Origin of the sequence: Streptomyces sp. DH12, assembly GCF_020873895.1 — a bacterium.
Classification (GTDB): Bacteria; Actinomycetota; Actinomycetes; order Streptomycetales; family Streptomycetaceae; genus Streptomyces.
In genome coordinates this window covers 16,797-42,181 of the sequence record NZ_JAHWGT010000034.1, presented here as the reverse complement: position 1 = coordinate 42,181, position 25,385 = coordinate 16,797, and the positions used below count along the sequence as shown (strand labels likewise).

Here is a 25,385-nt window from a genome sequence, read left to right as displayed (position 1 = left end):
CGGGGGCCGGTCAGCCGGGGGCGGCCAGACCGGGGCGGTCCGCCGTCAGCAGGACGACGTCGAGACGGCGCGGGCCGTGCACCCCCTCGACCCGGTCCAGCTCGATGTCGCTGGTGGCCGACGGACCGGAGATCCACGTCAGCGGGCGGGTCGGGTCGAGCCGGGCGAGGGCCTGCGGCACCGAGGAGACGACCTGGTCGGGGACGCGGACGACGCAGACGTGGTGGTCGGGGACGAGCGTGATGCGCCGCCTGCCCTGGTCGGGCCCGCCGTCCAGGACGATCGTGCCCGTCTCCGCGACGGCCAGCGCGCACCCGGTGACCACGCTGTCCACGGCGTCCAGCTCGCGCGCGGTCGACGCCCCCCGGTCGTGCACGGGCCTGGCCTCCCACGCCGCCGACCAGCCGGGCGGCAGGCCCGGCGGCACCAGCACCGACGTCGAGCCCCGGGCGGCGAGGAGCCGCGCGAGCAGCTCCGGCAGGCCGCCGTCCGCGACGCGGTGCACGACCGCCCGGTACTCGGCGAGGTTGCGGGCCAGCAGGTCGACGCTCCGCCCGTCCGCCATGTCGTCGTGCGCCCGCGCGTACGCGCGCTCCACCGGTACGTCCTGCGGCCGCTCGCCGCGCGGCACGTCCGCCAGGGCGCGGCGCACCCGGGCGAGCACCCGGTCCCTGTCGCCGCTCATCGCGCCCCTCCCCGCGTCCGCTGCCACCAGTCCCGGAACGGCTCCGCCGGTACCTCGGGCAGGTCGCGGCTGTCCGTCCACGCCCGGCCGGGGCCGGGCAGCCGCCGCGGGTGCCACCGCCGGGTGCCGGCGGCCAGGCGCCCGCCGGCACGCAGGGCGGCCGGGTGGTCGAACACCCAGCGGGCGGCGCGCATCGCGGCCCGCTCCGCCGCGTGGCCCTTCGCCGGCCGCAGGGTGGTCCGTACGCCGCGCCGGGTCACCTCGCCGCCCTCGACGACCCGTTCGCGCAGGTGCACGAGGACTTCCGGGATGTCGATGGCGACGGGGCACACGTCGTAGCAGGCGCCGCAGAGCGTGGAGGCGTAGGGGAGGGAGGCGTCGAGCGGGGTGGCCGTGCCGCGGAGCAGGGGGGTGAGGACGGCGCCGATCGGACCGGGGTAGGTCGAGCCGTAGGCGTGGCCGCCGGCGCGTTCGTAGACGGGGCAGACGTTGAGGCAGGCGGAGCAGCGGATGCAGCGCAGGGTCTGGCGGCCGACGGTGTCGGCGAGGGCGTCGGTGCGGCCGTTGTCGAGGAGGACGAGGTGGAAGGCGCGGGGGCCGTCGCCGTCGGTGGTGCCGGTCCAGGTGCTGGTGTAGGGGTTCATGCGCTCGGCGGTGGAGGAGCGGGGCAGGAGCTGGAGGAAGACCTCCAGGTCCTGCCAGGTGGGGACGGTCTTCTCGATGCCCACGACCGAGATGAGGGTCTCGGGGAGGGTCAGGCACATGCGGCCGTTGCCCTCCGACTCGACGACGACGAGGGTGCCGGTCTCGGCGACCATGAAGTTCGCGCCGGAGATCCCGACCTTGGCGCGGAGGAACTTCTCCCGCAGGTGGAGGCGGGCGGCCTCGGCGAGGTCGGCGGGAACGTCGGTGAGGCCGTCGGGCGCGGGGCGGCCCCAGTCGGCCATGTGCCGGGCGAAGATGTCGCGGATCTCGGCGCGGTTGCGGTGGATGGCGGGGACGAGGATGTGGGAGGGGCGGTCGTCGCCGAGTTGCACGATCAGTTCCGCCAGGTCCGTCTCGTAGGCGCGGATGCCCGCCGCCGAGAGGGCTTCGTTGAGGCCGATCTCCTGCGTGGCCATCGACTTGACCTTGACGACCTCGGTCTCGCCGGTGGCCTTGACCAGGTCGGTGACGATGCGGTTCGCCGAGGCGGCGTCGGCCGCCCAGTGCACCGTCCCGCCCGCCGCGGTGACCGCCCGCTCCAACCGGAGCAGGTGGTGGTCGAGGTGGCGCAGGGTGCGGTCCTTGATCTGCTTCCCGGCCTCGCGCAGCTCGGCCCAGTCGTCGAGTTCGGCGACGGCGGCGGCGCGCTTGTCGCGGATGGTGCGGGTGGCGTGCCGCAGGTTCCCGCGCAGGGTCGCGTCCCGCACCGCCCGCCGCGCCGCCCGCGGGAACGACGGCATGCCGAGGTACGTACCGCTCACGCGCGGGCCTCCTGTGCGGTGCTCGCCAGGATCTCGGCGATGTGGACGGGGCGGACCCCGACCTCCATGCGGCGCATCATGCCTCCGAGGTGCAGCAGACAGGAGTTGTCGGCCGCGCACAGCGCGTCGGCGCCGGTCGAGGCGGCGTGGCGCACCTTGTCCGCGCCCATCGCGGCGGATACGTCGGCGTTCTTCACGGCGAACGTGCCGCCGAAGCCGCAGCACTCCTCCGCGCCGGGCAGCTCCACGAGCCGCAGCCCCCGCACGGCCCGCAGCAGCCGGTACGGCCGGTCCCCGAGGCGGAGGCCGCGCAGCCCGTGGCAGGTCGGGTGGTACGTCACGGTGTGCGGGTAGTACGCCCCCACGTCGGTGACCCCGAGGACGTCCACGAGGAACTCCGTCAGCTCGTAGGTCCTCGGGACGACGGGCGCGACGGCGAGGGCGAGCCCGTTCCCCCGGCCCTCCGCCCGGGCCCGCTCGCCCATGCGCGGATACAGCTCGCGCACCATGGCCCCGCAGGAGCCGGACGGGGTGACCACCGCGTCGTAGCCGCCGAACACCTCGGCGAACCGGCGGGCGAGCGGCTCCGCCTGGCGCCGGTAGCCGGTGTTGTAGTGCGGCTGTCCGCAGCACGTCTGCCCCGTCGGGAAGTCGACGTCGACGCCCAGCCGGGTCAGGAGCCTCACCACGGCACGGCCCGTGTCCGGATGGAGCGCGTCGTTGACGCAGGTGAGGAAGAGGGCGACACGCATCGCGGCTCCTTCGTCTCGGTCGGTGGGGTCCGGTCGGACAGGGTGTCAGGAACCGTACCCAGCCGCGGCCGTCACGGCCCGTCCCGTGCGGCACCCCACCGGCCCACCGGGTCCGCCGGGTCCCGCGCGGCGGCGCCGTCAGGACACGCCCAGGGGGGACGTGCCGGCCCGGGTGGGCCCGTGCGCGGCGTTCGCGGCACCGAACCACCGGGACAGCGCGTCGAGCAGGCCCTGCCCGTCCTCGCCGACCCAGGCGACGTGGCCGTCCGGGCGCAGCAGCAGGGCGGGCACGTCCGGTTCCCCGCCCGCGTCCACGACGTGGTGGACGCGGTCCTCCCAGCCCGCCGCGGAGAGCCGGCCGGTCCGGTCCAGCAGGATGCCGCGGCCGTCGTGCATCAGCTCGTAGAGACGGCCCCGCTCCAGCTTCACGTCCCGCAGCCGCCGGCCGAGGAGTTCGTGCCCCTCGCCCAGGTCGTAGCGGACGTCGACCGCGGTGATCATCCCGGTGACGTACCGGTTCACCTCCTCGAAGTCCATCAGCTCGGCGAACAGCTCGCGCAGGGCCGTCGCCCCGGGGCCGGTTCCCAGCAGGGTCATCTGGGCGCGGGTGTTGGCGAGCACGGCCGCGCCCACCGGGTGCCGTTCGGCGTGGTAGGTGTCCAGCAGGCCCTCCGGTGCCCGGCCGCCCACCTCGGCGGCCAGCTTCCAACCGAGGTTGAACGCGTCCTGGATGCCGAGGTTGAGACCCTGCCCGCCGGTCGGCGGGTGGACGTGCGCGGCGTCGCCGGCCAGCAGCACCCGGCCGACCCGGTAGCGCTCGGCCTGCCGGGTGGCGTCCCCGAACCGGGACAGCCACCGCGGCGAGTGCGCCCCGAAGTCCGTCCCGGCGACGGCCCGCAGCCGCTGCCGGAACTCCTCCGGCGTCGGAGCGGCCGTACGGTCCTCCGCGACCCCCTCGGCGGGCACGACGAGGCGGTACACCCCCGCCTGGCCGTCCACGTCCGGTACGGCGCCGAACCGCAGCTGCGTCCTGCGGACCTCCTCGACGACCGCGGCGACCGTCGCCGGGTCCTCGGTGAGCTCCATGTCGCCCAGCAGCGTCTCCACCGTGGCGGGCTCACCGGGGAAGCCGACGCCCAGGAGCCCGCGCACCGCGCTGCGGCCGCCGTCGCAGCCGACGAGGTAGCGCGAGCGCAGGGACGTGCCGTCCGCCAGACCGACGGTCACACCGTCGTCGTCCTGGTCCAGCCCGACCACCTCACAGCCCCGGCGGACCTCGGCGCCCAACTCGCGGGCCCGCTCGCCGAGCAGCCGCTCGGTGACCGTCTGCGGAGTGGCGAGACCGTACGGATGGGCCGTGTCCAACCCGTCGGGCCACGGCTTGACGATGCCCCCGAAAAGACCCCCGACCTGAAACTTCTCACTCACCGCGAGAAACCGGTCCAGCAGTCCGCGCTGGTCCGTCAGCTCGACGCTGCGGGCGTGCAGGCCGCGACCGCGGGACTGCGTGGTCGGCTCGGTCAGCTTCTCCAGCACCACCACGCGCACCCCGGCCAGTCGCAGCTCACAGGCGAGCATCAGACCGGTCGGCCCAGCGCCGACCACGAGCACGTCGATCATTCGAAGCCCCCCATACGAGTAAGGAGCAGCGCGTTCGGCTGCCCAGCGCGGCCGCGGCCGCGCCTCACGCCCGGCCCCGCGCCGACGGGCACCCGCGCACCTCGCGGACCGGTCGTTCCGGCGGGCTCCGGCGTGAGGTGCGCCATTCTGCGGGGCGACCGGGGCCTTGCCGCAAGGCCCCCCGTGCGCTATACGTTGAGAGTGGCAAGGAGCGGCGGTGACCTCCTTGCCTTTGTCTTTGTCCGGCTGCGGACGTCCGCCGCGCGCCTCCCGTCGGGCACCCCGCCTGGGTCCTGTCCGGAAGGTTGCGCCGTCTGCCCGGAGGGCAGGGGCCACGGCGTCCGGCGCCTTGCGAGCGTGCGTGCCGGGCGTCGCGGCCCAGGCGGGACTTTCCGGACAGGACCCAGGGCCGGTACGCGGGCAGCTAGCCCGCCCGGCCCCTCGGGGCCCGCTGGTAAAATGGAGGCACGCTTCGCACCGCCGGGGCCCGCGCCGAGGGGCACGGGCCCCGGCGCGTTCCGGGCGCTCCACCGAGGAAGGTCCCCATGAACGCGAAGCCCCCCACCTCCGATCACCCCCGCGCGGAAGACCCGCGGCGGGCGACCGCGCCCAGCGACGGCGCCGCCGTGCCGAAGACCCCGTCACCGGAACCGGCCACGGCCCCGGCCGCGTCCTTCGACGCGCTCGGCCTGCCGCCCGAGCTGCTGCGCACGCTGACCGACCTCAAGGTGTCCGAGCCCTTCCCCGTCCAGGCGGCCACGCTGCCCCACGCGCTGGCCGGCCGGGACGTCCTCGGCCGCGCCCGCACCGGCAGCGGCAAGACGCTCGCCTTCGGACTGCCGCTGCTCGTCCGGACGGCGGGCCTGCGCGCGGACGCGAAGCGGCCCCTCGGGCTGGTCCTCGTGCCGACCCGCGAACTCGCCCAGCAGGTGGGCGAGGCGCTGGAGCCGTACGCGCGGGCGCTGGGCGTGCGCATGGCGACCGTCGTCGGCGGCCTGTCGATCAACAGGCAGCAGGCGCAGCTGCGGGCGGGGACCGACGTCGTCGTCGCGACCCCGGGGCGCCTCGCCGACCTCGTGTCACGGCGCGACTGCCACCTCGACCAGGTGCGCACCACCGTGCTGGACGAGGCGGACCGCATGTGCGACCTCGGCTTCCTGCCGCAGGTGACGGACGTCCTGGACCGGGTACGCCCCGGGGGGCAGCGGCTGCTGTTCTCGGCCACGCTCGACGGCGACGTCGACCAGCTGGTTCGCCGGTACCTCCACGAACCGGTACGCGTGTCCGTCGACGGGGAGCCGGGCCCGGCCGGCACGATGGAGCACCACGTCCTCAACGTCCACCCCGCCGACAAGTACGCGGTGGCGACGGAGATCGCCGCGCGGGACGGCCGGGTGCTGATGTTCCTGGACACCAAGGCCGGCGTGGACCGGTTCACCCGCCACCTGCGCGCCGCCGGAGTACGGGCCGCCGCCCTGCACAGCGGCAAGTCGCAGCCGCAGCGCACGCACACGCTCGCCCAGTTCAAGGAGGGCGCGGTCACCGTGCTGGTGGCCACCGACGTCGCGGCCCGGGGCATCCACGTCGACGCGCTCGACCTCGTGGTGAACGTCGACCCGCCGGCCGACGCCAAGGACTACCTGCACCGCGGCGGGCGCACGGCGCGCGCCGGGGAGTCCGGGAGCGTGGTCACCCTCGTCACGCCCGGCGAGCGGCGCGACGTGAACAGGATGATGTCCGACGCCAGGATCCGCCCCACGGTCACCCAGGTCCGTTCCGGTGAGCAGCAGTTGACCGCCATCACCGGTGCGAAGCGCCCGCCGACCGCGGCGAAGCCGGCCGCCGGCAACGCCCCCTTCCGCGGGCTCGGCACGCGTACGGGCCGGCCCGCGAAGGAGTCCCGCAAGACCGCCGAGGCCCGCAAGGCCGCGGAGGCCCGCGCGGCGGCCCGCGTCCGCCGGGGCCGCTGAGAGCCGGAGGCGGGACCGGGGCCGTCGGGGTCGCCGGGAACCGGAGCCGGCAGCGGGGCCGGGGCAGCGGGGCGGCCGCCCCGGCCGCGCACCCGCCCCTGTTCCTCCCGCTCGCCCCGGTCCTCGCCCTCGCCGACCCTGACCGTCGGACCGGCCCAGGCGTCCCCACCCGCGGCGCATCCCGCGCCCCGCGTCGCCCGCCCCGCAGCGGCCCCCCCCCGCCGCCGTCACCTTCTCCGACGACTTCGACGGGCCGGCTCCGCCGTCGACGGCGCCAAGTGGCAGGTCGAGACGGGCGACAAACGTCGACAACCACGAGCGGCAGTACTACACCGCCGGAAACCGCAACGCCGCCCTGGACGGCCGGGGCAACCTGGGGCGACGGCATCGGCCAGGTCGGATGGCCGGCCTCCGGCGAGATCGACGTCATGGAGAACGTCGGCTTCGAACCGTGCACCGTCCACGGCACCCTCCACGGCCCCGGCTGCTCCGGCTCCGGAGGCATCGGCGCCGGGAGCACCCTGCCCGGCGGACAGGCGTTCGCCGACGCCTTCCACACCTTCGCCGTCGACTGGAGCCCGAACGCCGTCACCTGGTCCGTCGACGGCACGGTCCACCAGCGGCGCACCCCCGCCGACCTCGGCGGCCGGCAGTGGGTCTTCGACAAGCCGTTCTTCCTCATCCTCAACCTCGCGGTCGGCGGCCACTGGCCCGGCGACCCCGACGGCAGCACCGCCTTCCCCCAGCAGCTCCTGGTCGACCACGTCCGCGTCACCGGCGGCGGCACCCGGCCCGGCGGCGGACCGATCACCGGTGTCGGCGGCAAGTGCGTCGACGTGGCGGGGGCGAACGGCGCCGACGGCACCCCGGCAGTGGGCCCTCCCCGCCTCCCGGGACATCGTCAACCCCCGCGCGGACAAGTGCCTCGACGCCACCGGCGGCGCCTCCGCCAACGGCACCCGGCTCCAGATCCGGACCTGCACCGGCGCGGCCCACCAGAAGTGGACGGCGACCCGCTGACCCCGGCACCCCCCGCCCCCCGTCCCCGGTCCGGCACACCACCGGGCCCGGGGACCGCCCCCGCCCGCCGCGTGCGCGCCGGGAGGCGGTGATCGGTCCGTGGTCCCGCCCTGGTCGGGGACCGTCCGCGGTTGCTCGGTACAGGGCGGTCCCCGACGGTTTCCGACCGGTCGGTGGCGCACTGTGGCCGGGACGCGTGGCGCGTTGACACGCTCCGCGGGAGGTCAGCACGCTGTGCGGTGCGTGCCGCCGATGCGGGCGCCGGTGGGAGCGGCGGCGGGTGCCGCCCGGTCCCGCCGCATCCTCCGCGCAGCGGCCCCCGACCGCACGCCGTCCCCCGGCCGGTGTTCCCCCGTCGCCCGGCGCCGTCGCGGAGGACCGACCAGGGAAGGGACCATGAAGCTTCCTCGCCGCCTGTCCGGCGCCGCCGCCCTCGTGCTGGCCGGCCTCCTCACCACCGCGCTGTCCCTGTCGTCCACCGAACCCGCCCGCGCCGGGCAGACCAGCCTGCGCGCCGCCGACCCGAGCGTGCTCCGGGTCGGCGGCACCTACGTCGCGGTGCAGTCCGTCGGCACCGGCATCGTGGTGCGCCAGGCGGCGTCGCCGGCCGCCCTCGCCTCCGCGCCCGCCCGGCAGGTCTGGTCGGACACCGGCGACCTCGGCGACGTGTGGGCCCCGGAGATCGTCCGGGACGGCGGCCGCTACCACATCTACTTCACCGCCGGCCGCGAGTCGGCCCACCGGATGTACGTCATCAGCTCCGCCAGCCCGGACAGCGGGTACGGCGCCGCGACACGGATGGCCCTGCCGGACGACAAGTGGGCCATCGACGGCACGATGTTCACCTTCGAGGGGCAGCGCTGGTTCGTCTGGTCGGGCTGGGCCGGCGACACCGACGGCGAACAGAACCTCTACATCGCCCGGATGAGCAGCCCCAGCACGACCACCGGTCCCCGGTACGTCATCTCGCAGCCGCGCGAGAGCTGGGAGCGGGTCGTCGGCCACCCGTTCGTCAACGAGGCCCCCGAGCCGATCCGCGACCCGAACGGGCAGCTGCACATCGTGTACTCCGCCAACGGCAGCTGGAGCGACCAGTACTGCCTGGCCGACCTGAGGCTGCGGGCCGGCGGCGACCCGACGCACGTGTGGGACTGGTACAAGTCCAACGGCTGCGTCTTCGGCTCCGATCGGGCCACGATGATGCGCGGTTGGGACCCGACCCTGCACGTCAACGGCCCCGGCCACCACACCTTCGCGCTCCTCGACGGCGACATCGCCACCAGCCCTCCCGCCGGCCCGACGTTCCCGCTGATGTACCACGCGGTCCCCAAGGGGCAGCCGTACACCTGGGACAACCGCTACTGGTACACCGGCACGTTCTGCTGGTGGGGCGACACCACCTACAGCCGCAGCGGCGTCCCCGGCGCCCCGACCGACACCGGCTGGAGCCTGAAGCTCTTCGAGTAGGCGGCCCGCCGGCCCGCCCGCCGCTTCCCCGCAGGCCCAGGGGACAGTGCGCCGATCGGGGCCGCGGCCGTCTGTGCCGCCCCCTCTCGCTCCTCCCGCGGCGGCGGCCGGGCGGCACCGCGCAGCGCCGCAGGCCCCGCGCCGGCGGCGGGAGGGGGCGCCGGTCCCGGGCGGCGGGGGTACGCGGCCGCCCCACACGGTGGCCGGGCCTCGCGGCCGGGGCTGATTTTGGTATGGACCTGACAACACCTGGTCGCTACGCTGGCCCGACTGAGAGCGCTCTCACAGCGCTCTCGGCCAGTACTCCGGGCCATTCCGCGAAGGGCCGCCGCGCCGGGGCCTCCCCGTCCGCGACGCCCAGACCGGCGCCGGCCCGGCCGACCGACGAAAGGTCTCCGCCGTGCGTCGCACCCCCGCCCCGCGCCCGCGATCCCCACGCCTGCCCGCCCTGCGCGCCGCACTCGGCGCGCTGCTCCTCACCGCCGCCCTCCACGGCACCGCGCCGGTCCCCGCGGCCGCCGCGCCGACCCCCGCGCCGCCGCCGGCGCAGGCGCCCGCCTCCCCCGGAATGGTGGAGGCCATGCAGCGCGACCTCGGCCTGACGAGCACCCAGGCCGAGGCACGCCTCGCCGCCGAACGCGCCGCGACGGCCGTGGAGCCGGCGGCCCGCCGGGCCGCCGGACAGGAGTACGCCGGCTCGTGGTTCGACCCCGCCCGGGGCCGCCTCACGGTCGCCCTGACCAGCCCTGCCAAGGCACCCGCCGTGGCGGCCGCGGGCGCCGACACCCGGCTCGTACGCCACAGCGCCGCCCGCCTCGACCGCGCCAAGGCGCGCATCGACGCCCTGCCCGCCCCCGCCGGGGTCGCCGGCTGGCACGTCGACCCCCGCCTCAACCGGGTCGTCGTCACCGTCGTGAGCGCCGAGCGCGACGAACCCGCCGTACGCGCCTTCCTCGCCCGCGCCCGCGAGGCCGGCCCGGTCACGGTCGCCGAACGCGCCACCGCCCCCACCCCGTACGCCGCGGGGACCGTCGGCGGCGACCCGTACTACACCGGCAACGTCCGCTGCTCCATCGGCTTCTCCGTCCACGGCGGCTTCGTCACCGCCGGCCACTGCGGGCGCGCCGGGGCGGCCGTGCGGGGGTGGGACGGATCCGCGATGGGCACGTTCCAGGGCTCGTCGTTCCCCGGGGACGACTACGCCTACGTGAGCGTCCACAGCGGCTGGTGGACGGTTCCGGTCGTCCTCGGCTGGGGCACGGTCCCCGACCAGCTGGTGCGCGGCTCGGCCGAGGCGCCCGTCGGCGCCTCCGTCTGCCGCTCCGGGTCCACCACGCGCTGGCACTGCGGGACCGTCCTGGCGAAGAACGAGACCGTCAACTACAGCCAGGGCGCCGTCCACCAGATGACCAAGACCAGCGTGTGCGCCGAGGGCGGCGACTCCGGCGGCTCCTTCCTCAGCGGCGACCAGGCGCAGGGCGTCACCTCCGGCGGCTGGGGCAACTGCCGCGGCGGCGGGGAGACGTGGTTCCAGCCGGTCAACGAGATCCTCGGACGCTACGGTCTGCGGCTCCACACCGCCTGACGCCACCTCACCCGAGCCCGATCCCGATCCCGATCCCGATCCCGGGCCCATCCCGAGACCGAGCCCGAGCCCGCCGCCCCCGGGCGGGCCGTGCCTCCGCCGGTTCCCCGGCCGGGGGGAGGGGCCCCCGTCCGCCCGGCGGGGGCCCGCGGGGCGGCCGGGGGTCAGCCGCGGAGCGCCGCCACCGCGTCCTCGGTGGTGGGCCGCACCGTGAAGAGCCGGTCCAGGCCGACGGTGCGGAAGACCTGGGTCAGATCGTCGCCGAGACCGGCCAGGGCCAGGGGACGGCCGTCGTCCCCCGCGTGGCGGTAGGCGGAGACGAGCACGGTGATGCCGGACGAGTCGCAGTAGGTGAGCCCGGACAGGTCGATCACCAGCCCCGCGGCGGCCGCCGACCGGACCCCGTCCAGCGCCTCGCCGAGCCGGGGCGCGGTGTGGTGGTCGAGCTCTCCCGCCACCCTCAGCACGACGGGCCCGTCCCGATGGGTCCGCTGGTCGACGGTCAGGACGGGCTCGGTCACCGGTTCTCCTGTGGGACGAGGCGGGCGGTACGGGCCCGGACGGGGCGGCGCCCCCGCCGGTTCCCGTACCCGGCCGGTCGGAAGCCCCGCCCACCGGCTGTGCGCCGCGGCGGACGGCACCCCTGCCGGATGCCGGCGCCCTGGCCCGGGGACCTATCCTACGGAGAGGTCGGTACCGGCGGGCGAGCCGGTGGAGCACCGGACGGACGCGTGTGCGGGCGACGCCCCCGCCACCCGGTCGGACCGGCGTGGAGGAAAGGGTTGCCTGTGGCACGTACCGCGGATGCCGAGGACCGGCCGCCCACCGCGGCGGGCGGCGTCTTCGCCGCCGACGAGGCGGTCGGACGCGACCTGGCCGCGGTCGACTGGGCCGCCACCCCCCTGGGACCGCCGGCCCACTGGCCGCAGAGCCTGCGGACGGCGGTGAGCATCCTGCTCTCCTCCAGGTTCCCCATGTGGATGGCGTGGGGCCCCGACCTGACGTTCTTCTGCAACGCCGCCTACCGCCGCGACACCCTGGGCCAGAAGTACCCGTGGGCGCTGGGCCGCCGGGCCGACGAGGTGTGGGCGGAGATCTGGGACGACATCGGCCCGCGCATCGACACCGTGCTCGCCACGGGCAGGGCCACCTGGGACGAGGCGCTGCTGCTGTTCCTGGAGAGGTCGGGGTACTCCGAGGAGAGCTACCACACCTTCTCCTACAGCCCCCTGCGCGACGACACCGGCGCGGTCGTCGGGATGCTCTGCGTCGTCAGCGAGGAGACCGAGCGGGTCATCGGCGAGCGGCGGATGGCCACCCTCCGCGACCTCGGCTCGGACCCCAGCGTGGTGCGGACCGAGGAGGAGATGCTCGCCTTCGCCGGCCGGCAGCTCGACCGCAACCCCCGCGACCTGCCGTTCACGCTCACCTACCTCTTCGGGGCGGACGGCACCGCTCGGCTCGCCGCGTGCACGGGGCTCCCCGCCGGCCACCCGGCGGCGCCGGCCGCACTGGCGGCCGACGACGGGGCCGAGCCCTGGCCGGCCGCCGTCCCGGCCCGCGGTGAGAGCACCGTACTCGCCCTCGACGGCGCCCCGTTCGACCACCTGCCCGCCGGGCCGTGGCCCGAGCCGCCCACCCACGCCCTCGTCGTGCCCCTGCTGCGGCAGGGCGGCGCCCCCTACGGCTTCCTGGTCGCCGGACTCAACCGCTACCGGCTCCTCGACGCGGGCTACCGGGGCTTCGTCGAGCTGGTCGCCGGCCACCTCGCGGCCGGCGTCGCCAGCGCCCGCAGCTACGAGGCCCAGCAGCGGCGGGCGGAGGAACTGGCCGAACTGGACCGGGCGAAGACGACCTTCTTCTCCAACATCAGCCACGAGTTCCGTACGCCGCTCACCCTGATCATGGGACCGGTGGAGGAGCTGCGCACACGGCTCGGCGACGGCGCCGACCCCCGCGTGCGCGAGGAGCTGGAGGCCGTCCACCGCAACGGCCTGCGGCTGGGCAAGCTCGTCAACAGCCTGCTGGACTTCTCCCGCATCGAGGCCGGGCGGATGCGCGCCCGGTACGAGCCGGTGGAACTCGCGGCGGCCACCGCCGAACTGGCCAGCGTCTTCCGCTCCGCCGTCGACCGGGCCGGCCTCGCCTTCGAGGTCGACTGCCCCGCGCTGGCCGAGCCGGTCTACATCGACCGCGGCATGTGGGAGAAGGTCGTCCTCAACCTGCTGAGCAACGCGGTGAAGTTCACCTTCGAGGGCTCCATCCGCGTGGCCGTCCGCGCCGACGGCGACCACGCCGCGGTCACCGTCGCCGACACGGGCGTCGGTGTGCCTGCCGAGGAGATGCCCCGGCTCTTCGAACGCTTCCACCGCATCGAGAACACCCGCTCCCGATCCGACGAGGGCAGCGGCATCGGCCTCGCCCTGGTCAAGGAGCTGGTCGCGCTGCACGGCGGGACGATCGCGGCGCAGAGCGCGCCGGGCGAGGGCACGCGCTTCACCGTCCGGCTGCCCTTCGGCACGGAGCACCTGCCCGCCGGCGCCCTGGCCCCGCCCGGACCCACCGGGACCGAACCCGCCCCGCCCGCACCCGCCGCCGGGCCTCCCGCGACGCCCTCCGCGACGCTCCCCGCCTCCGCCGAGCCGTACGTGGTGGAGGTACGGCGCTGGCTGCCCGACGCACCGCCCGGCACGGACGCCCCCCTGGCTCCCGCCGCCGGGCCCGACACCGGGGGGACCCTTCCCGGAACGGCCGCCGAGGGCGGCACCGCCGGCACGGCCACGCCGGCGCGCGTGCTGATCGCCGACGACAACGCCGACATGCGCGAGTACCTCACCCGCATCCTCACGGGCGCCGGCCACCGCGTCGAGGCCGTCGGCGACGGCGGGGCGGCGCTGGCCGCCGTCCGCGGCCGCGCCCCCGACCTCGTCGTCAGCGACGTCATGATGCCCGTCCTCGACGGACTGTCCCTCGTACGGGAACTGCGCGCCGACCCGCGCACCGCCGCCGTCCCCGTGCTGCTGCTCTCCGCCCGCGCCGGCCAGGAGGCCTCCATCGAGGGGCTGCAGGCCGGCGCCGACGACTACCTCGTCAAGCCGTTCGCGGCGGCGGAGCTGCTGGCCCGGGTGCGGGCCAACGTGGAGCTGTCCCGGCTGCGCACCCACCACGCCCGCTGGCGCACCGCGCTGATCGAATCCCTCCAGGAGGCGTTCTTCGTCTGCGACGAGGGCGGCGCCGTCATCGAGACCAACGCCGCGTTCGCCGACATCCTCGGCTACGGCCCCGACGGCCTGCCGTACGCGCCGATCCACCCGTGGTGGCCCGACGCCGACACCGACCCCGAGGCGCACCGGCAGGTCGGCGAGGTGTTCAGCAGCCTCATGGAGCGGGGCCACGGCCGCCACACCATCCCCGTCACCCACCGCGACGGGCACCGGCTGTGGATCGACGTCGCCTTCAACCAGGCCCGGGACCCCGGCACCGGGCGCCGCGTCACGGTCGGCACCTTCCGGGACGTCACCGCGGAGCACTACGCGATCCAGCGCGACAGCGCCCTCGCCGCGCTCGGCCTGCGCCTGTCGGGCGCCACGGGCCTGCACGAGGCCCTCACCGGCGCCCTGGACGAGCTGAAGGGGCTGTGGCGCGCCCGCCGGGTGCTGGCCGTCGTCTTCGGCCACCACGACGAGCCCGTGCTCACCGCGACCGACGGCGCACCGCGGTGGCGGCAGCTGCCCGCCGACCGCCGCGACGCGCTCACCGCGCTGCGCGAATGCCCCGCGCTGACCCCGGTCACCGACCACTCCAGCGCGGGCGTCGCCCTCGACCACCCCGACGGGCCCATGGTCCTGTGGGTGGACCTCGGCGAGAGCCGTCCCTTCACGGACGAGGACCAGCTGCTGCTGTCCCTGCTCGCCGGGCACCTCGCGCAGGGCCTGGTCCGCGCCCACCAGTTCGAGGAGCAGCGCCGGACCGCCCTCGCCCTGCAGCGCGCCATCCTCGGCCCCTCCCACCTGCCCGACGGCTTCGCCGTGCGCTACGAGCCGGCGACCGAGCCGCTGGAGGTGGGCGGTGACTGGTACGACACCGTCGCCCTGCCCGACGGGCGCATCGGCATCGTCGTCGGCGACTGCGTCGGCCGCGGCCTGGACGCGGCCGCCGTCATGGGCCAGCTGCGCAGCGCCTGCCGCGCCCTGCTGCTCCAGGACCCCAGCCCGTCCCGGACCCTGATGGCGCTGGACCACTTCGCGGCCGGCGTCCCCGGGGCGCTGTGCACCACCGTCTTCTGCGGGGTCCTCACCCCGGAGACCGGCCGGCTGACCTACTCCAGCGCCGGACACCCGCCGGGCATCCTCGCCCACCGCGACGGCACGAACCGGCTGCTGGAGGACGGGCGGTCCCTGCCCCTCGCCGTCCGGCCGGGCCGGAAGCGCCCCGAGGGGGAGTGCACCCTCCCCGCCCGCTCGACCCTGCTCCTCTACACCGACGGCCTCGTCGAGCGCCGCCGCCGCCCGCTCAGCGTGGGCATCGACCAGGCGGGGGAGGCCGTCCAGCAGGGCAGGGACGCCGCCGTCGACGACGTCGCGACCCACGTGATGTCCCGCCTGGCCCCGGCGGACGGCTACGACGACGACGTCGCCCTGCTGCTGTACCGCCACCCCGCTCCGCTGGAGATGACCTTCCCGGCGGAGTCCTCGCAGCTCGCACCGGTCCGCACGGCCCTGCGCACCTGGCTCGAACGGTGCCTGCTGCCCCCGCAGACGGCGCAGAACGTCCTCGTCGCGGCCGGCGAGGCCTGCGCCAACGCCATCGAGCACGGCCACCGCCACAACCCGGGCGAGCCCGTCGTGCTGCGGGCCGAGGCCCGCGTCGACGACCTGCTGCTGACCGTGTCCGACAGCGGGCGGTGGAAGACCCCCCGGCCCGACGCCGACGCCCACCGCGGGCGCGGCCTGACCCTGATGAAGGCCATGATGCAGCAGGTGACCGTCGTGTCCGACACGTCCGGCACCACCGTCGAGATGCACACGAGGATCGCGTGATGACCACTCCGCTCACCCTGACCCCGGGCCGGCGGGCCGACGGGACGACCCTCCTGACGGCCGTCGGCGAGATCGACATGAGCAACACCGACGCCCTCGCCGCGGCGTTGGACACCGCGCCCGGGCCGGTCGTCCTCGACCTCACCGAGGTCGGATACCTGGACAGCGCCGGTCTCAACGTGCTCTTCTCCCACGCCGACCGCATGGAGCTGATCACCGGCCCGCTGCTCGCCCCGGTGCTGACGGTCTCGGGGCTCGCCGACCTCACGACCGTCCGGGAGAGGCCGGGGGACGCCGCGTCGGACGGGCCCGACCCGGGGCCGCCGGTGCCGCCGGAGGAGTGGCAGTAGGCTGGTCGGCGCAGGCCGGTGAGCGGCGCGGCCTGGTGTGCTTCCATGGAGCGGCGAGCAGGACGGGACGAGGGGCGGCAGCGTGGCGATGGTGCCTGATGTGGCCGCACCCCCCGGTCCGGGACCGGCGCGGGGGCGCCACACCAGCGTCGTCTACTCCGACGACCGGGCGTGGGCCCACCACCTGTGCGCCTTCGTCCGGGACGGGCTGGAGCGCGGCGAGCGGGTCGAGTACTTCGCCGACGCCACCGACCCGGAGCGGGTGCTGAGCGCCCTCTCCGACGCCGGGATCGACGCCGCGAGCGCCGTGGCCCGCGGACAGCTGGCCGTGATGACCGCCGCGCGGACGTACCTCCACGGCACCGGCTTCGACCCGGACGCCATGGTCGGGCTGTGGCACGAGGCGGTCGAGGCCGCGTCGGTGCGGGGGCACCGCGGGCTTCGCGCGATCGGCGAGATGTCGTGGGGCGCCCGCGACGTCGCCGGCGTGGACCGGCTCCTCGAGTACGAGCTGCGCGTCCACCACGAGGTCTTCGACCGGCTGCCGCTGACCGCCTGGTGCTTCTACGACCGGCGCCTCCTGCCCGACGCCTGCGTGGACGTCCTGGCGGGCGCCCACCTGACGCACCGCGGGGACGCCGCCGCCCGGCCGGTGCTGCGGGTGGCCCCGCTCGCCGACCGCCCCGGTCTGCTGCTGTCGGGCTCCGCCGGCCACGACACGCGGGCCGTCGTCGCCGCCGCGGCCGCCGCCGTGCGGAACGCGCCGGCGGACCGGGTGGAGCTGGACCTGTCGACCCTGCGCCACCTCGACGCAGCCTCCCTGGCCACCCTGGCCGGCGCGGCCGCCGGCCGGGCGGGCGGCACGCCCCTGCGGGTCCGGCAGGCACCGCCGCCCGTGCGGCGGCTCCTGGAACTCTTCCCCGAACTCGGCTCCGCCGTGGAGGTCGTGGGCCGATGACGGACACGCGAACAGCAGACAGAGCCGACCGGCACCCCGGCTTCCACCACCCGGCGCTCTTCTACGCCACCGACGAGGAGTACCTCGCCGGCGTCGGCTCCTTCGTCCGGGACGCCCTCGACGACGGGCACACCTCCCTGGTGGCCGTCCCCGGCCGGCAGCTGGCCCTGCTGCGGGACGCCGTCGGCGCCGACCACCCCCGCGTCACCTGGGTGGACATGACCGACGCCGGACGCAACCCGGGGCGCATCCTGTCCATGCTCCAGGACTTCGCCGACCGGCACGGGGAGAGCGCGCCCGTGTCGATCGTGGGGGAGCCCATCTGGGTCGGGCGGACCCCCGCGGAGGCGTGGGAGGCGACACGGCACGAAGCCCTGATCAACCTCGCCTTCGAGGGCCGCCGGGCCGCCATCCTCTGCCCCTACGACACCGCCCTGCCGGCCGACGTGCTGGCCCACGCGTACCGCACCCACCCGGTCGTCGGAGCCCCCGGCGCCTACCGCCCCAGCGACCGCTACACCGACCCGCACGAGGTCTGCCGCGACTGCGACGTCCCGCTGCCCGAGCCGGCCGACGCGGTCGTCGTCGCCTTCGGCGAGTGGGAGCTCGCGCGCACCCGCGACGAGGCCGAGCGGTGGGCCGCGGCGCAGGGACTGCCGCAGGACCGCCTGACGGACTGGCTCCTCGCCGTCAGCGAGGCCGTCACCAACTCCGTGCGCCACGGCGGCGGGCGGGGGACCCTGCGCATGTGGCGCGCCGACGGCGGGCTGGTCGCGGAGGTCCGCGACCGGGGCCGGCTCGCCGACCCGCTCACCGGCCGCCGCCGGCCCGACCCGTTCGCCGCGACCGGCGGCCGCGGCGTGTGGATGATGCACCAGCTGTGCGACCTGGTCGAGATCCGGTCGACCGCGCGCGGGCTCGTCCTGCGCCTGCACCTGGGGATGGAGTGAGAACCCCCGGCGGGTCCGGCGGCCCGACCTCCTGAGCGCGCCGCCCCGGCGGAAGACTACGCGCCCGCGCACGTGAGAAGCCCCGACGGCCCGAGGGCCGCGGGGCTTCTCACGTGTCCCGGCGCGTACTGCCCGCGCGGGGCGTCCCGATCCGGGGTCAGGCGCGTCGTCGCGCCCACATCGGGGTGATGGCACCGATGAGGACGGCGGCCACACCGATCTGGAAGATGTGCCGGATCCAGTCGATCCCGGCCGTGTCCCGCACCCCGACGGCGGAGGCGAGCGCGTTTCCCACGACGGCGCCGACGATGCCGAGCAGCACCGTCATCCACAGGGGGATGGGCTGACGGCCGGGGAGGACGAGCTTGGCCAGAAGACCGATGATCAGACCCGCGATGATGGCCCAGAGGAACGACACGAGGACTCCTAACGTTGCTTGCCCGACCTTCGGGTAGTACTCCGCGTGCCCGCCGCGCGCCGCCGTATGCGTCCCGTTCTCCGCGGCGCCGTCCCGGGGCCGCGGAGCGGGTCTCCGGACCGGTCGCGGTACGGGCCCGGTACGGGCCGGGCGGGCCGGCCGGGGTCTCGATGGGATGAATCCCGGCCTTCCGGTGATCACCGGGCGGGGCCGGGCGCCACGCTGCTGCCGTGGACAAGACGAGTGACGGGTCCGCCGAGCGGACGGAACCGGTGGCGCGCCACCGGCATGGGAGCGGTGCACGCGGTGCCGCGTCAGGGCGGGACGCGGGGGGCGGGCCCGGTCGGGGGAGACGGTGGCCGTGGGCGCAGCGCGCGGTGTACTGGTTCGACAACACGCTCGCGGGAGGGACGTACGTCCTGGTCGGCTGGCTCGTCGTGGCCTGCCTGAGCGTGGTCCTCCCGGTGAGCGCCGTGCTGGTGTGGACGGACGGCCGGGCGCCCGAGTCGCTGTCGGGGAAGCTCGCGGAGGTGTGGCGGAGCACCGGCCAGACGCTCCGGCTGGGCGGCGAGGTGGGACCCGCGCCGCGCATCGCGCTGTCGGTGCTCCTCGCCCTGGTCACCCTGCTGTACGTGTCGACGCTGGTCAGTCTGATCACGACCGGGATCAGCGAGCGGCTGCTGGCGCTGCGCAGGGGGCGCTCCCCGGTGCTGGAGCGCCGGCACGCGGTCGTCCTGGGCTGGTCCGAGCAGGTGTTCACCGTCGTCTCCGAACTGGTCAGGGCCAACGCCAACCAGCGGCGCGCCGCCGTGGCGGTCCTCGCCGACCTGAGCAAGACGGAGATGCAGGACGCCCTCGACGCCAAGGTGGGCCCGACCGGGCGGACCCGGCTGATCTGCCGGAGCGGACGCCTCACCGACCCCGACGACCTGGCCCGCGTGGGCCCCGGGACCGCCGACTCCGTGGTGGTGCTGCCGCGTGACAGACCGTCCGAGGACGGGGAGGTCGTCAAGACGCTGCTCGCCCTGCGCGCGGCGGTGGGCGACGACAACGGGGTACGGGTCGTCGCGGCGGTCCGGGACGAACGCTACCGGCTGGCCGCCACGCTCGCGGCGGGGCCGAACGTGGCGGTGCTGGAGATCGACGAGATCACCGCCCGCCTCGTCGCACGGGCCGCGCGCCAGCCGGGCCTGTCCCTCGTGCACCAGGAGCTGCTCGACTTCGAGGGGGTCGAGTTCTACACGGTCGCCGAGCCGTCCCTCACCGGCCGCGCCTTCGGCGAGACGCTCCTCGCGTACGCCTCGTCCAGCGTCGTCGGACTCGTCCGGGACGACGGCGCCCTCGCGCTCAACCCGCCGCCCGACACCCTGCTGCGCCCCGGCGACCAGCTCGTCGTCATCGCCGAGGACGACGACACCAGCGTCCTGTCCGACGCGTCCGCGGCCGTCGACCCGACCGCCATCGTCGACCGGGTCCCGGCCGCCGCCCGCCCCGAGCGGATCCTGCTCCTCGGCTGGAACCGCCGTGCCTCCCGCATCGTCACCGAACTGGCCCGCTACACCCTGCCCGGCTCCGTCCTCGACGTCGTCGCCGACGGCGGGAAACCGACCGGCGCGGCCGTCCGGTCGGCCGCGGCCGCGGCCACCCCGTCCCTGTCGGTCGTCCTCCACCGCGGCGACCCGACCCGGCCGGAGACACTGGAGGGTGTCGACGCCGCCTCCTACGACAGCGTCATCGTCCTCGGACCCGACCGCCGGCACGGCCACGACGACCCCGACGACCACACGCTCGTCACGTTGCTGCTCCTGCGCGCCATCGAGCGGGCGTCGGGCCGGGAGATCCCCGTGGTGACGGAGCTGACCGACGACCGCAACAGGGTGCTGGCCCCGGTCGGCGCCGGCTCCGACTTCATCGTGAGCGGGAAGCTGATCGGGCTGCTCATGTCGCAGATCTCGCAGAACCGGCATCTGGCCGGTGTGTTCGAGGAGTTGTTCTCCGCGGAGGGCAGCGGCATCCACCTGCGGCCCGCCGGGCACTACGTCCGCCCGGGGTGCGAGACCGCCTTCGCCACGGTCGTCGAGTCGGCCCGGCGCCGCGGCGAGTGCGCCGTCGGGTACCGCCGTGCGCCGGACCGGCGGGAGGGCGTCGACCACGGGGTGCGCGTCAACCCGGCCAAGACGGCGGTGCGGCGGTGGTCCGCGCAGGACGAGGTCATCGTGCTCGCCGCGGACTGACCGCCCGCCGCCCGACCGACCTCCTGCCGTGGGCCCGGCCCCTGCGAGGGCCGGGCCTCGGCGGGGGCATCGGCGCGGCCGCCGGCGGGGGCGTCAACACGGCGTCGCGGGGTTCCCCTATCAGGATGGCACCCGGGCACGGCTCCGTGCCCGGGTGCGCCCAACCGCTAGGAAGGGCGCATGACCGAAGATCAACACCAGGTGCGCCCCTCCGACGCCTCCCTGTCGCGGCGCCGGTTCACCACGGTGGCCGGGGCCGTCGCCGCGGCGGCGCCCCTCGCCGCCACCACCGCGGGACCGGCGTCGGCGGCCACCCCCGCCGCGCCGCCCGCCCCCGCCCCCGCGCCCCGGGCCCCCGCGCCGCGCGGCGCGGACTTCGACCGCTGCCTGGCCGTGGCCCGCGCCCTGCTCGTCGTGGACGAGCAGGACCGGCCCCTGGTACCCCACTACCAACGTGTGCTGCGCGACGGCCTGCCCCGGCGCCGCCCCGGCACGGGCAGGAAGGTCCTCGTCATCGGCGCCGGCCCCGCCGGCCTGGTCGCGGCCTGGCTGCTGCTGCGCGCCGGGCACGACGTGACCGTCCTGGAGGCCAACGGCAACCGCGCCGGCGGGCGCGTCAAGACGTTCCGCACCGGCGGCCACGAGGGCGCGGCGCAGCCCTTCGCCGACCCCCGCCAGTACGCCGAGGCGGGCGCCATGCGCATCCCCGGCAGCCACCCGCTGGTCATGGACCTCATCGACCGGCTCGAACTGGAGAAGCGGCGCTTCCACTACGTGGACGTGGACGGGGACGGCCGCCCGGCCAACCGCACCTGGATCCACGTCAACGGCGTCCGCGTGCGCCGCGCCGACTACGCCCGCGCCCCCCGCCGCGTCAACCGGTCCTTCGGCGTGCCGCAGGCGTACTGGGACACGCCCGCCGGCGCCATCCTGCGCGGCGTGCTCGACCCGGTGCGCGACGAGTTCAGCACCGTCGGGCCGGACGGCAGGCGCGTGGACAAGCCGCTACCGGAACGCGTGCAGGGCTGGGCCCGCGTCATCCAGCGCTTCGGCGACTGGTCCATGTTCCGCTTCCTCACCGAGCACGCCGGCCTCGACGAGCGCACCGTCGACCTCATCGGGACGCTGGAGAACCTCACCTCCCGGCTGCCGCTCTCCTTCCTCCACAGCTTCACCGGCTCCTCCCTCATCAGCCCCGACACCACGTTCTGGGAGCTGGTCGGCGGCACCGCCGTCCTGCCCGACGCGCTGCTGCGGCATGTCCGCGACAGCGTGCGCTTCGACCGCCGCGTGACGCGGATCGAGTACCTCCACCCCGACCGGCCCGCCGGCGACCTCGACCACGTCCGCCCCGGCGGCCCCCGCGTATGGGTGGACACGGTCTCCGAGGGCCGCGACGGTCCCCCCACCCGCAGCCAGTTCACCGCCGACGCGGCGGTCGTCACCGTGCCCTTCTCCGGGCTGCGGCACGTGCAGGTCGCCCCGCCGATGTCGTACACCAAGCGCCGCGCCGTCGCCGAGCTCCACTACGACTGCGCCACCAAGGTCCTGCTGGAGTTCAGCCGCCGCTGGTGGGAGTTCACCGAAGCCGACTGGAAGCGCGAGCTGGACCGCATCGACCCCGCGCTGTACGACGCGTACCGCACGGGCGGCGCCGCGACCGACGGCAGCCTCCTCGGCGCCCACCCCTCCGTGCCCCGCGGGTACATCACCCCGGCGCAGCGGGTGCACTACGCCGCCAACCGGCACGCCGCCCGCGACCAGCCCGAGGCGGCCGGGGTGATCGGCGGGGGATCGGTGTCGGACAACGCCAACCGGTTCATGTTCAACCCCTCGCACCCCGTCCCCGGCAGCGACGGCGGCGTGGTCCTGGCCTCCTACAGCTGGGCCGACGACGCCCTGCGCTGGGACTCCCTCCCCGACGAGGCCCGCTACCCGCACGCCCTCGGCGGACTGCAGCAGGTCTACGGACAGCGCGTCGAGGTCTTCTACACCGGCGCCGGCCGCACCCAGAGCTGGTTGCGCGACCCGTACGCGTACGGAGAGGCGTCCGTCCTGCTGCCCGGCCAGCACACGGAGCTCCTGCCCGCCATCCCCGAACCGGAGGGACCCCTGCACTTCGCCGGGGACCACACCTCCGTGAAGCCCGCCTGGATCGAGGGTGCCCTGGAGTCGGCCGTCCGCGCCGCGCTGGAGGTCCACACCGCCTGACCGCGCGCCCGGCGGTCTGTCCGGAGCCGGGCCGGGTACCCGTGGCGCCATGAGGAAAAGCGCACTGTGGCAGGGGCTCCTCGCCGGCACGGCCGGAGCCGTCGTCATGACACTGGGTGAGAAGGCCGAGCAGCGCCTCACGGGCCGCCCGGACTCGCACGTCCCGGCCCGGGTGCTGGAGCGCCTGACCGGGCTGCCCGAGCGGCCCGGCCGGCAGCCGAGGCCGGTGAACCTGGCCATGCACTACGGCCAGGCCGCCGCCCTCGGCGTCCTGCGCTCGGTCATGGCGCACGCGGGGCTGCGCGGACCGCTCGCCTCGGCGAAGTTCGCCGTGGTCCGGCTCACCAACGACCAGATCCTGGAGAACGCGACCGGCGTGGGCGCCCCGCCGCAGACCTGGCCCCGCCGCGAACTGGTGGTGGACCTGGCGCACAAGGCCGTGTACGCCTTCGTCACCGGCGTCGTCGCGGACGCCCTGGCGGCCCGCGACGGCGCCGGCCCCGGACAGCGCCACGCCGCGCTCAGGCCCGGGCGCCGGTCCGACGTGGGCCCGCTGCCCCGCAGCGCGGCGTACGGCAGGTAGGGGGCGGCGCATGCGACGGCTCACCGCACCCCCGGCCGCCCGGGACGCCGCGGCCGCGGCGACCCACCGGCTCGCCCGGACCGCCGCCCGCAGCGTGGCGCGACTGCGGCGCGCCCCCGCCCTGCACCCGGACGGCGTCAACTGCTCGGCCCTCCTCAGCGTCCCCGGATCGCCCCACCGCGCCTGGGGCGTCCCGCTCCTCGACGACCCCGGCACGTACGAGGTGACCGCCCGCTGGTCGCGCGCGCTCGGCCTGCCGCAGTCCCTCCCCGACGGCTTCGGCCTCGCGCTGCGCGTGGAGGACGCGGGCGGCCCGGGACAGCCGTGGGACCTGCTGCTCACCACCAGCGGCCGGGGGCGGGTGCTGCGCCACGTCCCCCTCCCGCGGTACCGCCCGCTGGCCGGGCCGTACGGGTCGCTCACCGCCTACCGGGTAGGGCCCCGCACCTGCTGGTTCGCCGCCGTGCCCCGCGACCCGCACCACGCGGTGCGCGGCGGGCTGCCGGCCCTGCGGCGGCACCTGCTGCGCACCGACGTGGTCCTCGACCTGTGCGTCGCGGCGCGCGGCCAGCCGTGGCGGCCGGTCGGCGTCCTCGTCCTCACCCCGCGGCTGCCCTGGACGGGCACGTCCCTCGGCTACGACCCGTACCGGCACACCGCCCCGGGCCTGCGACCGAGCGCCCGGCTCGGACCGCTCCGGCAAGCCGCCTACGCCGGGTCGCGCGCCGGACGCGGCCAGGACGGCTGACCCGGACCCGGGTCCGCGAGGCCCGAGGCGGGGCGGTGTTTCCCCGCCGTGGGGCGGGCTACCCGACGCGCATGGAACACAAAGCGACAACCACTGTGGCGGCGACGTCGGCACGGACCCCGACCTCGTCGGCGGGAGGCCGGCAGCCGACGCCGGAGGCCGCCAGGCGGATACTGCGGGAAGGCCAGCGCGATCAGATCATCAGCCTGCTGATGGGGCTGGTCGCGATCGCCCTGTTCGTCGCCCCCTGGGTGGCCGGGGAGCCCGACACGGCGAAGGACGCGCACCGCAACGAGCTCGCCGTCGGCATGGTCGTCGTCTTCACGGCGATGGCCCGCCTCCGGTGGCACCTCGGCCGCCGGGCGGACCTGCTGACGCTGGCGGCGGGCGCCTGGCTGGTGGGTTCGCCCTGGCTGCTGGGCCTGCAGGACACCGTCGTCTTCGCCGACGGCGCGCACGTCTTCGACGTGGCGGCCGGGACGGTCCTGATCGTCCTGTCCGCCGTCTCGTTCGTGCTCTACCGCCCGGCCGTGGCGGACGACCCGAAGCCCGAGCACCGGCAGGAACGCTCCGACGACTGACCGCCCGTCCGCCCCACGGCAGCCGGGCGGGCACGCCCCCCGGTACGGGAAGACGCCGGCCCTCGACGGGCCCGGGGGCTCCGTCGAGGGCCGGCGTCCGCGCGTGCACCGGCGAGCGCGGCCGTGAGCGTGCCACGGCCGCGCCCGCGGCTCAGCCGTCCTTGCCCATCGCCTTGCGCACCGCGTCCCTCGTCCGGTCCATCAGAGCCGCGACCGGGCCGAGCGCCATGTTCGCCGCGGCCGACTCGACCCCGGGGTGCGGCCGGGTGGGCGCCATCGCCTCCGCGGCCTTGACCCCCCTGGCCATGGACGCCAGCGCCGACGCGTCCGCGCCGCGCCGGAGGTGGGTGAACTCGTAGCGCTCCTCCGCCCGAGCGTGCTCCTGCACGTCGATGCGCAGTTCCAGCAGCCGCGGCAGGAACTTCGGGTCGTCGGGGTCCATGTCGTCCAGCGCGGACAGGGTCTCCTTGGCCGCCCGCTCCTCGGCGAGCCGGTCCTCGACGACCTCCTCGCCGCCGGGCAGGTTGCGGCGCGCGAAGGGGTGGACGACCTCCTCCTCCGCCGTCTCGTGCACCGCGAGGAGGCGCACCAGCCGGCGGAAGGCGTCCCGCCGCTCGTCGCCCGCGGTCCGCTCGACCTCGTCGAAGAGGTTGCGGATGTCTCCGTGCTGCCGCATCAGCAAGGACACCACGTCGTCGTCCGCGGCGTGGTCGTCACCGGCGTGCGGGGTCTCGATCCGGTCCATGCC

19 protein-coding genes and 1 pseudogene are annotated in these 25,385 nt (G+C 76.0%); 13 read left to right on the top strand and 7 right to left on the bottom strand.

Annotated features, from left to right (window positions below):
• Positions 1-10: 10 nt before the first annotated feature.
• The 4 genes from LPA54_RS26170 to rox all read right to left on the bottom strand — a co-directional run bounded on the left by LPA54_RS26170 (position 11) and on the right by rox (position 4,523).
• The gene (locus tag LPA54_RS26170; protein ID WP_228982052.1) at positions 11-685 is read right to left on the bottom strand and encodes an LUD domain-containing protein; all 675 of its coding nucleotides are present in this window, start codon (positions 683-685) and stop codon (positions 11-13) included.
• Positions 682-2,151: a lactate utilization protein B gene (locus LPA54_RS26165; RefSeq protein WP_228982050.1), complete on the bottom strand. Its 1,470-nt coding sequence runs from the start codon at positions 2,149-2,151 to the stop codon at positions 682-684. Before LPA54_RS26165 ends, LPA54_RS26170 begins: the two co-directional genes overlap by 4 nt.
• On the bottom strand, positions 2,148-2,903 hold the full coding sequence (locus LPA54_RS26160; RefSeq protein WP_228982048.1) for a (Fe-S)-binding protein: 756 nt from the start codon (positions 2,901-2,903) through the stop codon (positions 2,148-2,150). Before LPA54_RS26160 ends, LPA54_RS26165 begins: the two co-directional genes overlap by 4 nt.
• Before the next feature lie 138 nt (positions 2,904-3,041).
• Positions 3,042-4,523, bottom strand: coding sequence for a rifampin monooxygenase (gene rox, locus LPA54_RS26155; RefSeq protein ID WP_228982046.1), 1,482 nt, complete (start codon positions 4,521-4,523; stop codon positions 3,042-3,044).
• A gap of 545 nt (positions 4,524-5,068) precedes the next feature.
• Here rox and LPA54_RS26150 point away from each other — a divergent pair.
• From LPA54_RS26150 to LPA54_RS26130, 4 genes and pseudogenes are all read left to right on the top strand, one after another.
• Positions 5,069-6,493, top strand: coding sequence for a DEAD/DEAH box helicase (locus tag LPA54_RS26150; protein WP_228982044.1), 1,425 nt, complete (start codon positions 5,069-5,071; stop codon positions 6,491-6,493).
• A 138-nt stretch (positions 6,494-6,631) separates the two neighbouring features.
• Positions 6,632-7,513 (top strand): annotated as a pseudogene (locus LPA54_RS26145) (family 16 glycosylhydrolase).
• A 396-nt stretch (positions 7,514-7,909) separates the two neighbouring features.
• Positions 7,910-8,980, top strand: a complete 1,071-nt coding sequence (locus tag LPA54_RS26135) for a glycoside hydrolase family 43 protein (RefSeq protein WP_228982041.1) — start codon at positions 7,910-7,912, stop codon at positions 8,978-8,980.
• Between the two features lie 469 nt (positions 8,981-9,449).
• Positions 9,450-10,565 (top strand): S1 family peptidase, encoded by a 1,116-nt coding sequence (locus LPA54_RS26130; RefSeq protein WP_228982119.1) that lies wholly within the window; start codon positions 9,450-9,452, stop codon positions 10,563-10,565.
• 164 nt (positions 10,566-10,729) lie between these two features.
• Here the strand turns inward: LPA54_RS26130 and LPA54_RS26125 are convergent, their stop codons facing one another.
• Positions 10,730-11,086, bottom strand: a complete 357-nt coding sequence (locus tag LPA54_RS26125; RefSeq protein ID WP_228982039.1) for an STAS domain-containing protein — start codon at positions 11,084-11,086, stop codon at positions 10,730-10,732.
• Positions 11,087-11,539: 453 nt separating this feature from the next.
• Here LPA54_RS26125 and LPA54_RS26120 point away from each other — a divergent pair, with 453 nt between their 5' ends.
• The 4 genes from LPA54_RS26120 to LPA54_RS26105 all read left to right on the top strand — a co-directional run bounded on the left by LPA54_RS26120 (position 11,540) and on the right by LPA54_RS26105 (position 17,862).
• The gene (locus tag LPA54_RS26120; protein WP_228982116.1) at positions 11,540-15,604 is read left to right on the top strand and encodes a SpoIIE family protein phosphatase; all 4,065 of its coding nucleotides are present in this window, start codon (positions 11,540-11,542) and stop codon (positions 15,602-15,604) included.
• Positions 15,604-15,954, top strand: coding sequence for an STAS domain-containing protein (locus LPA54_RS26115; RefSeq protein ID WP_228982037.1), 351 nt, complete (start codon positions 15,604-15,606; stop codon positions 15,952-15,954). The genes LPA54_RS26120 and LPA54_RS26115 overlap by 1 nt, the downstream gene beginning before the upstream one ends.
• A 100-nt stretch (positions 15,955-16,054) precedes the next feature.
• Complete coding sequence (locus LPA54_RS26110) at positions 16,055-16,912, top strand: MEDS domain-containing protein (protein WP_228982035.1); 858 nt, start codon at positions 16,055-16,057, stop codon at positions 16,910-16,912.
• A complete protein-coding gene (locus LPA54_RS26105; RefSeq protein WP_228982033.1) occupies positions 16,909-17,862 on the top strand; it encodes a sensor histidine kinase in 954 nt (317 codons plus the stop codon). The genes LPA54_RS26110 and LPA54_RS26105 overlap by 4 nt, the downstream gene beginning before the upstream one ends.
• 157 nt (positions 17,863-18,019) lie before the next feature.
• On the opposite strand, the gene LPA54_RS26100 is transcribed toward LPA54_RS26105, so the two are convergent.
• A complete protein-coding gene (locus LPA54_RS26100) occupies positions 18,020-18,280 on the bottom strand; it encodes a GlsB/YeaQ/YmgE family stress response membrane protein (protein ID WP_228982032.1) in 261 nt (86 codons plus the stop codon).
• Positions 18,281-18,657: 377 nt separating this feature from the next.
• On the opposite strand from LPA54_RS26100, the gene LPA54_RS26095 reads away from it, so the two are divergent.
• From LPA54_RS26095 to LPA54_RS26075, 5 genes are all read left to right on the top strand, one after another.
• The gene (locus LPA54_RS26095) at positions 18,658-20,514 is read left to right on the top strand and encodes an NAD-binding lipoprotein (RefSeq protein WP_228982031.1); all 1,857 of its coding nucleotides are present in this window, start codon (positions 18,658-18,660) and stop codon (positions 20,512-20,514) included.
• A gap of 180 nt (positions 20,515-20,694) precedes the next feature.
• Positions 20,695-22,725, top strand: a complete 2,031-nt coding sequence (locus tag LPA54_RS26090; RefSeq protein ID WP_228982030.1) for an NAD(P)/FAD-dependent oxidoreductase — start codon at positions 20,695-20,697, stop codon at positions 22,723-22,725.
• A 49-nt stretch (positions 22,726-22,774) separates the two neighbouring features.
• Positions 22,775-23,308, top strand: coding sequence for a hypothetical protein (locus LPA54_RS26085; protein WP_228982029.1), 534 nt, complete (start codon positions 22,775-22,777; stop codon positions 23,306-23,308).
• Between the two features lie 10 nt (positions 23,309-23,318).
• Positions 23,319-24,056, top strand: a complete 738-nt coding sequence (locus LPA54_RS26080) for a phosphodiesterase (protein WP_228982028.1) — start codon at positions 23,319-23,321, stop codon at positions 24,054-24,056.
• Positions 24,057-24,127: 71 nt separating this feature from the next.
• The gene (locus LPA54_RS26075; protein WP_228982027.1) at positions 24,128-24,637 is read left to right on the top strand and encodes an SPW repeat protein; all 510 of its coding nucleotides are present in this window, start codon (positions 24,128-24,130) and stop codon (positions 24,635-24,637) included.
• Positions 24,638-24,788: 151 nt separating this feature from the next.
• Here the strand turns inward: LPA54_RS26075 and LPA54_RS26070 are convergent, their stop codons facing one another.
• Entirely contained in the window at positions 24,789-25,382 is a 594-nt protein-coding gene (locus LPA54_RS26070; protein ID WP_228982026.1) for a hemerythrin domain-containing protein, read from the bottom strand.
• Positions 25,383-25,385 lie beyond the last annotated feature (3 nt).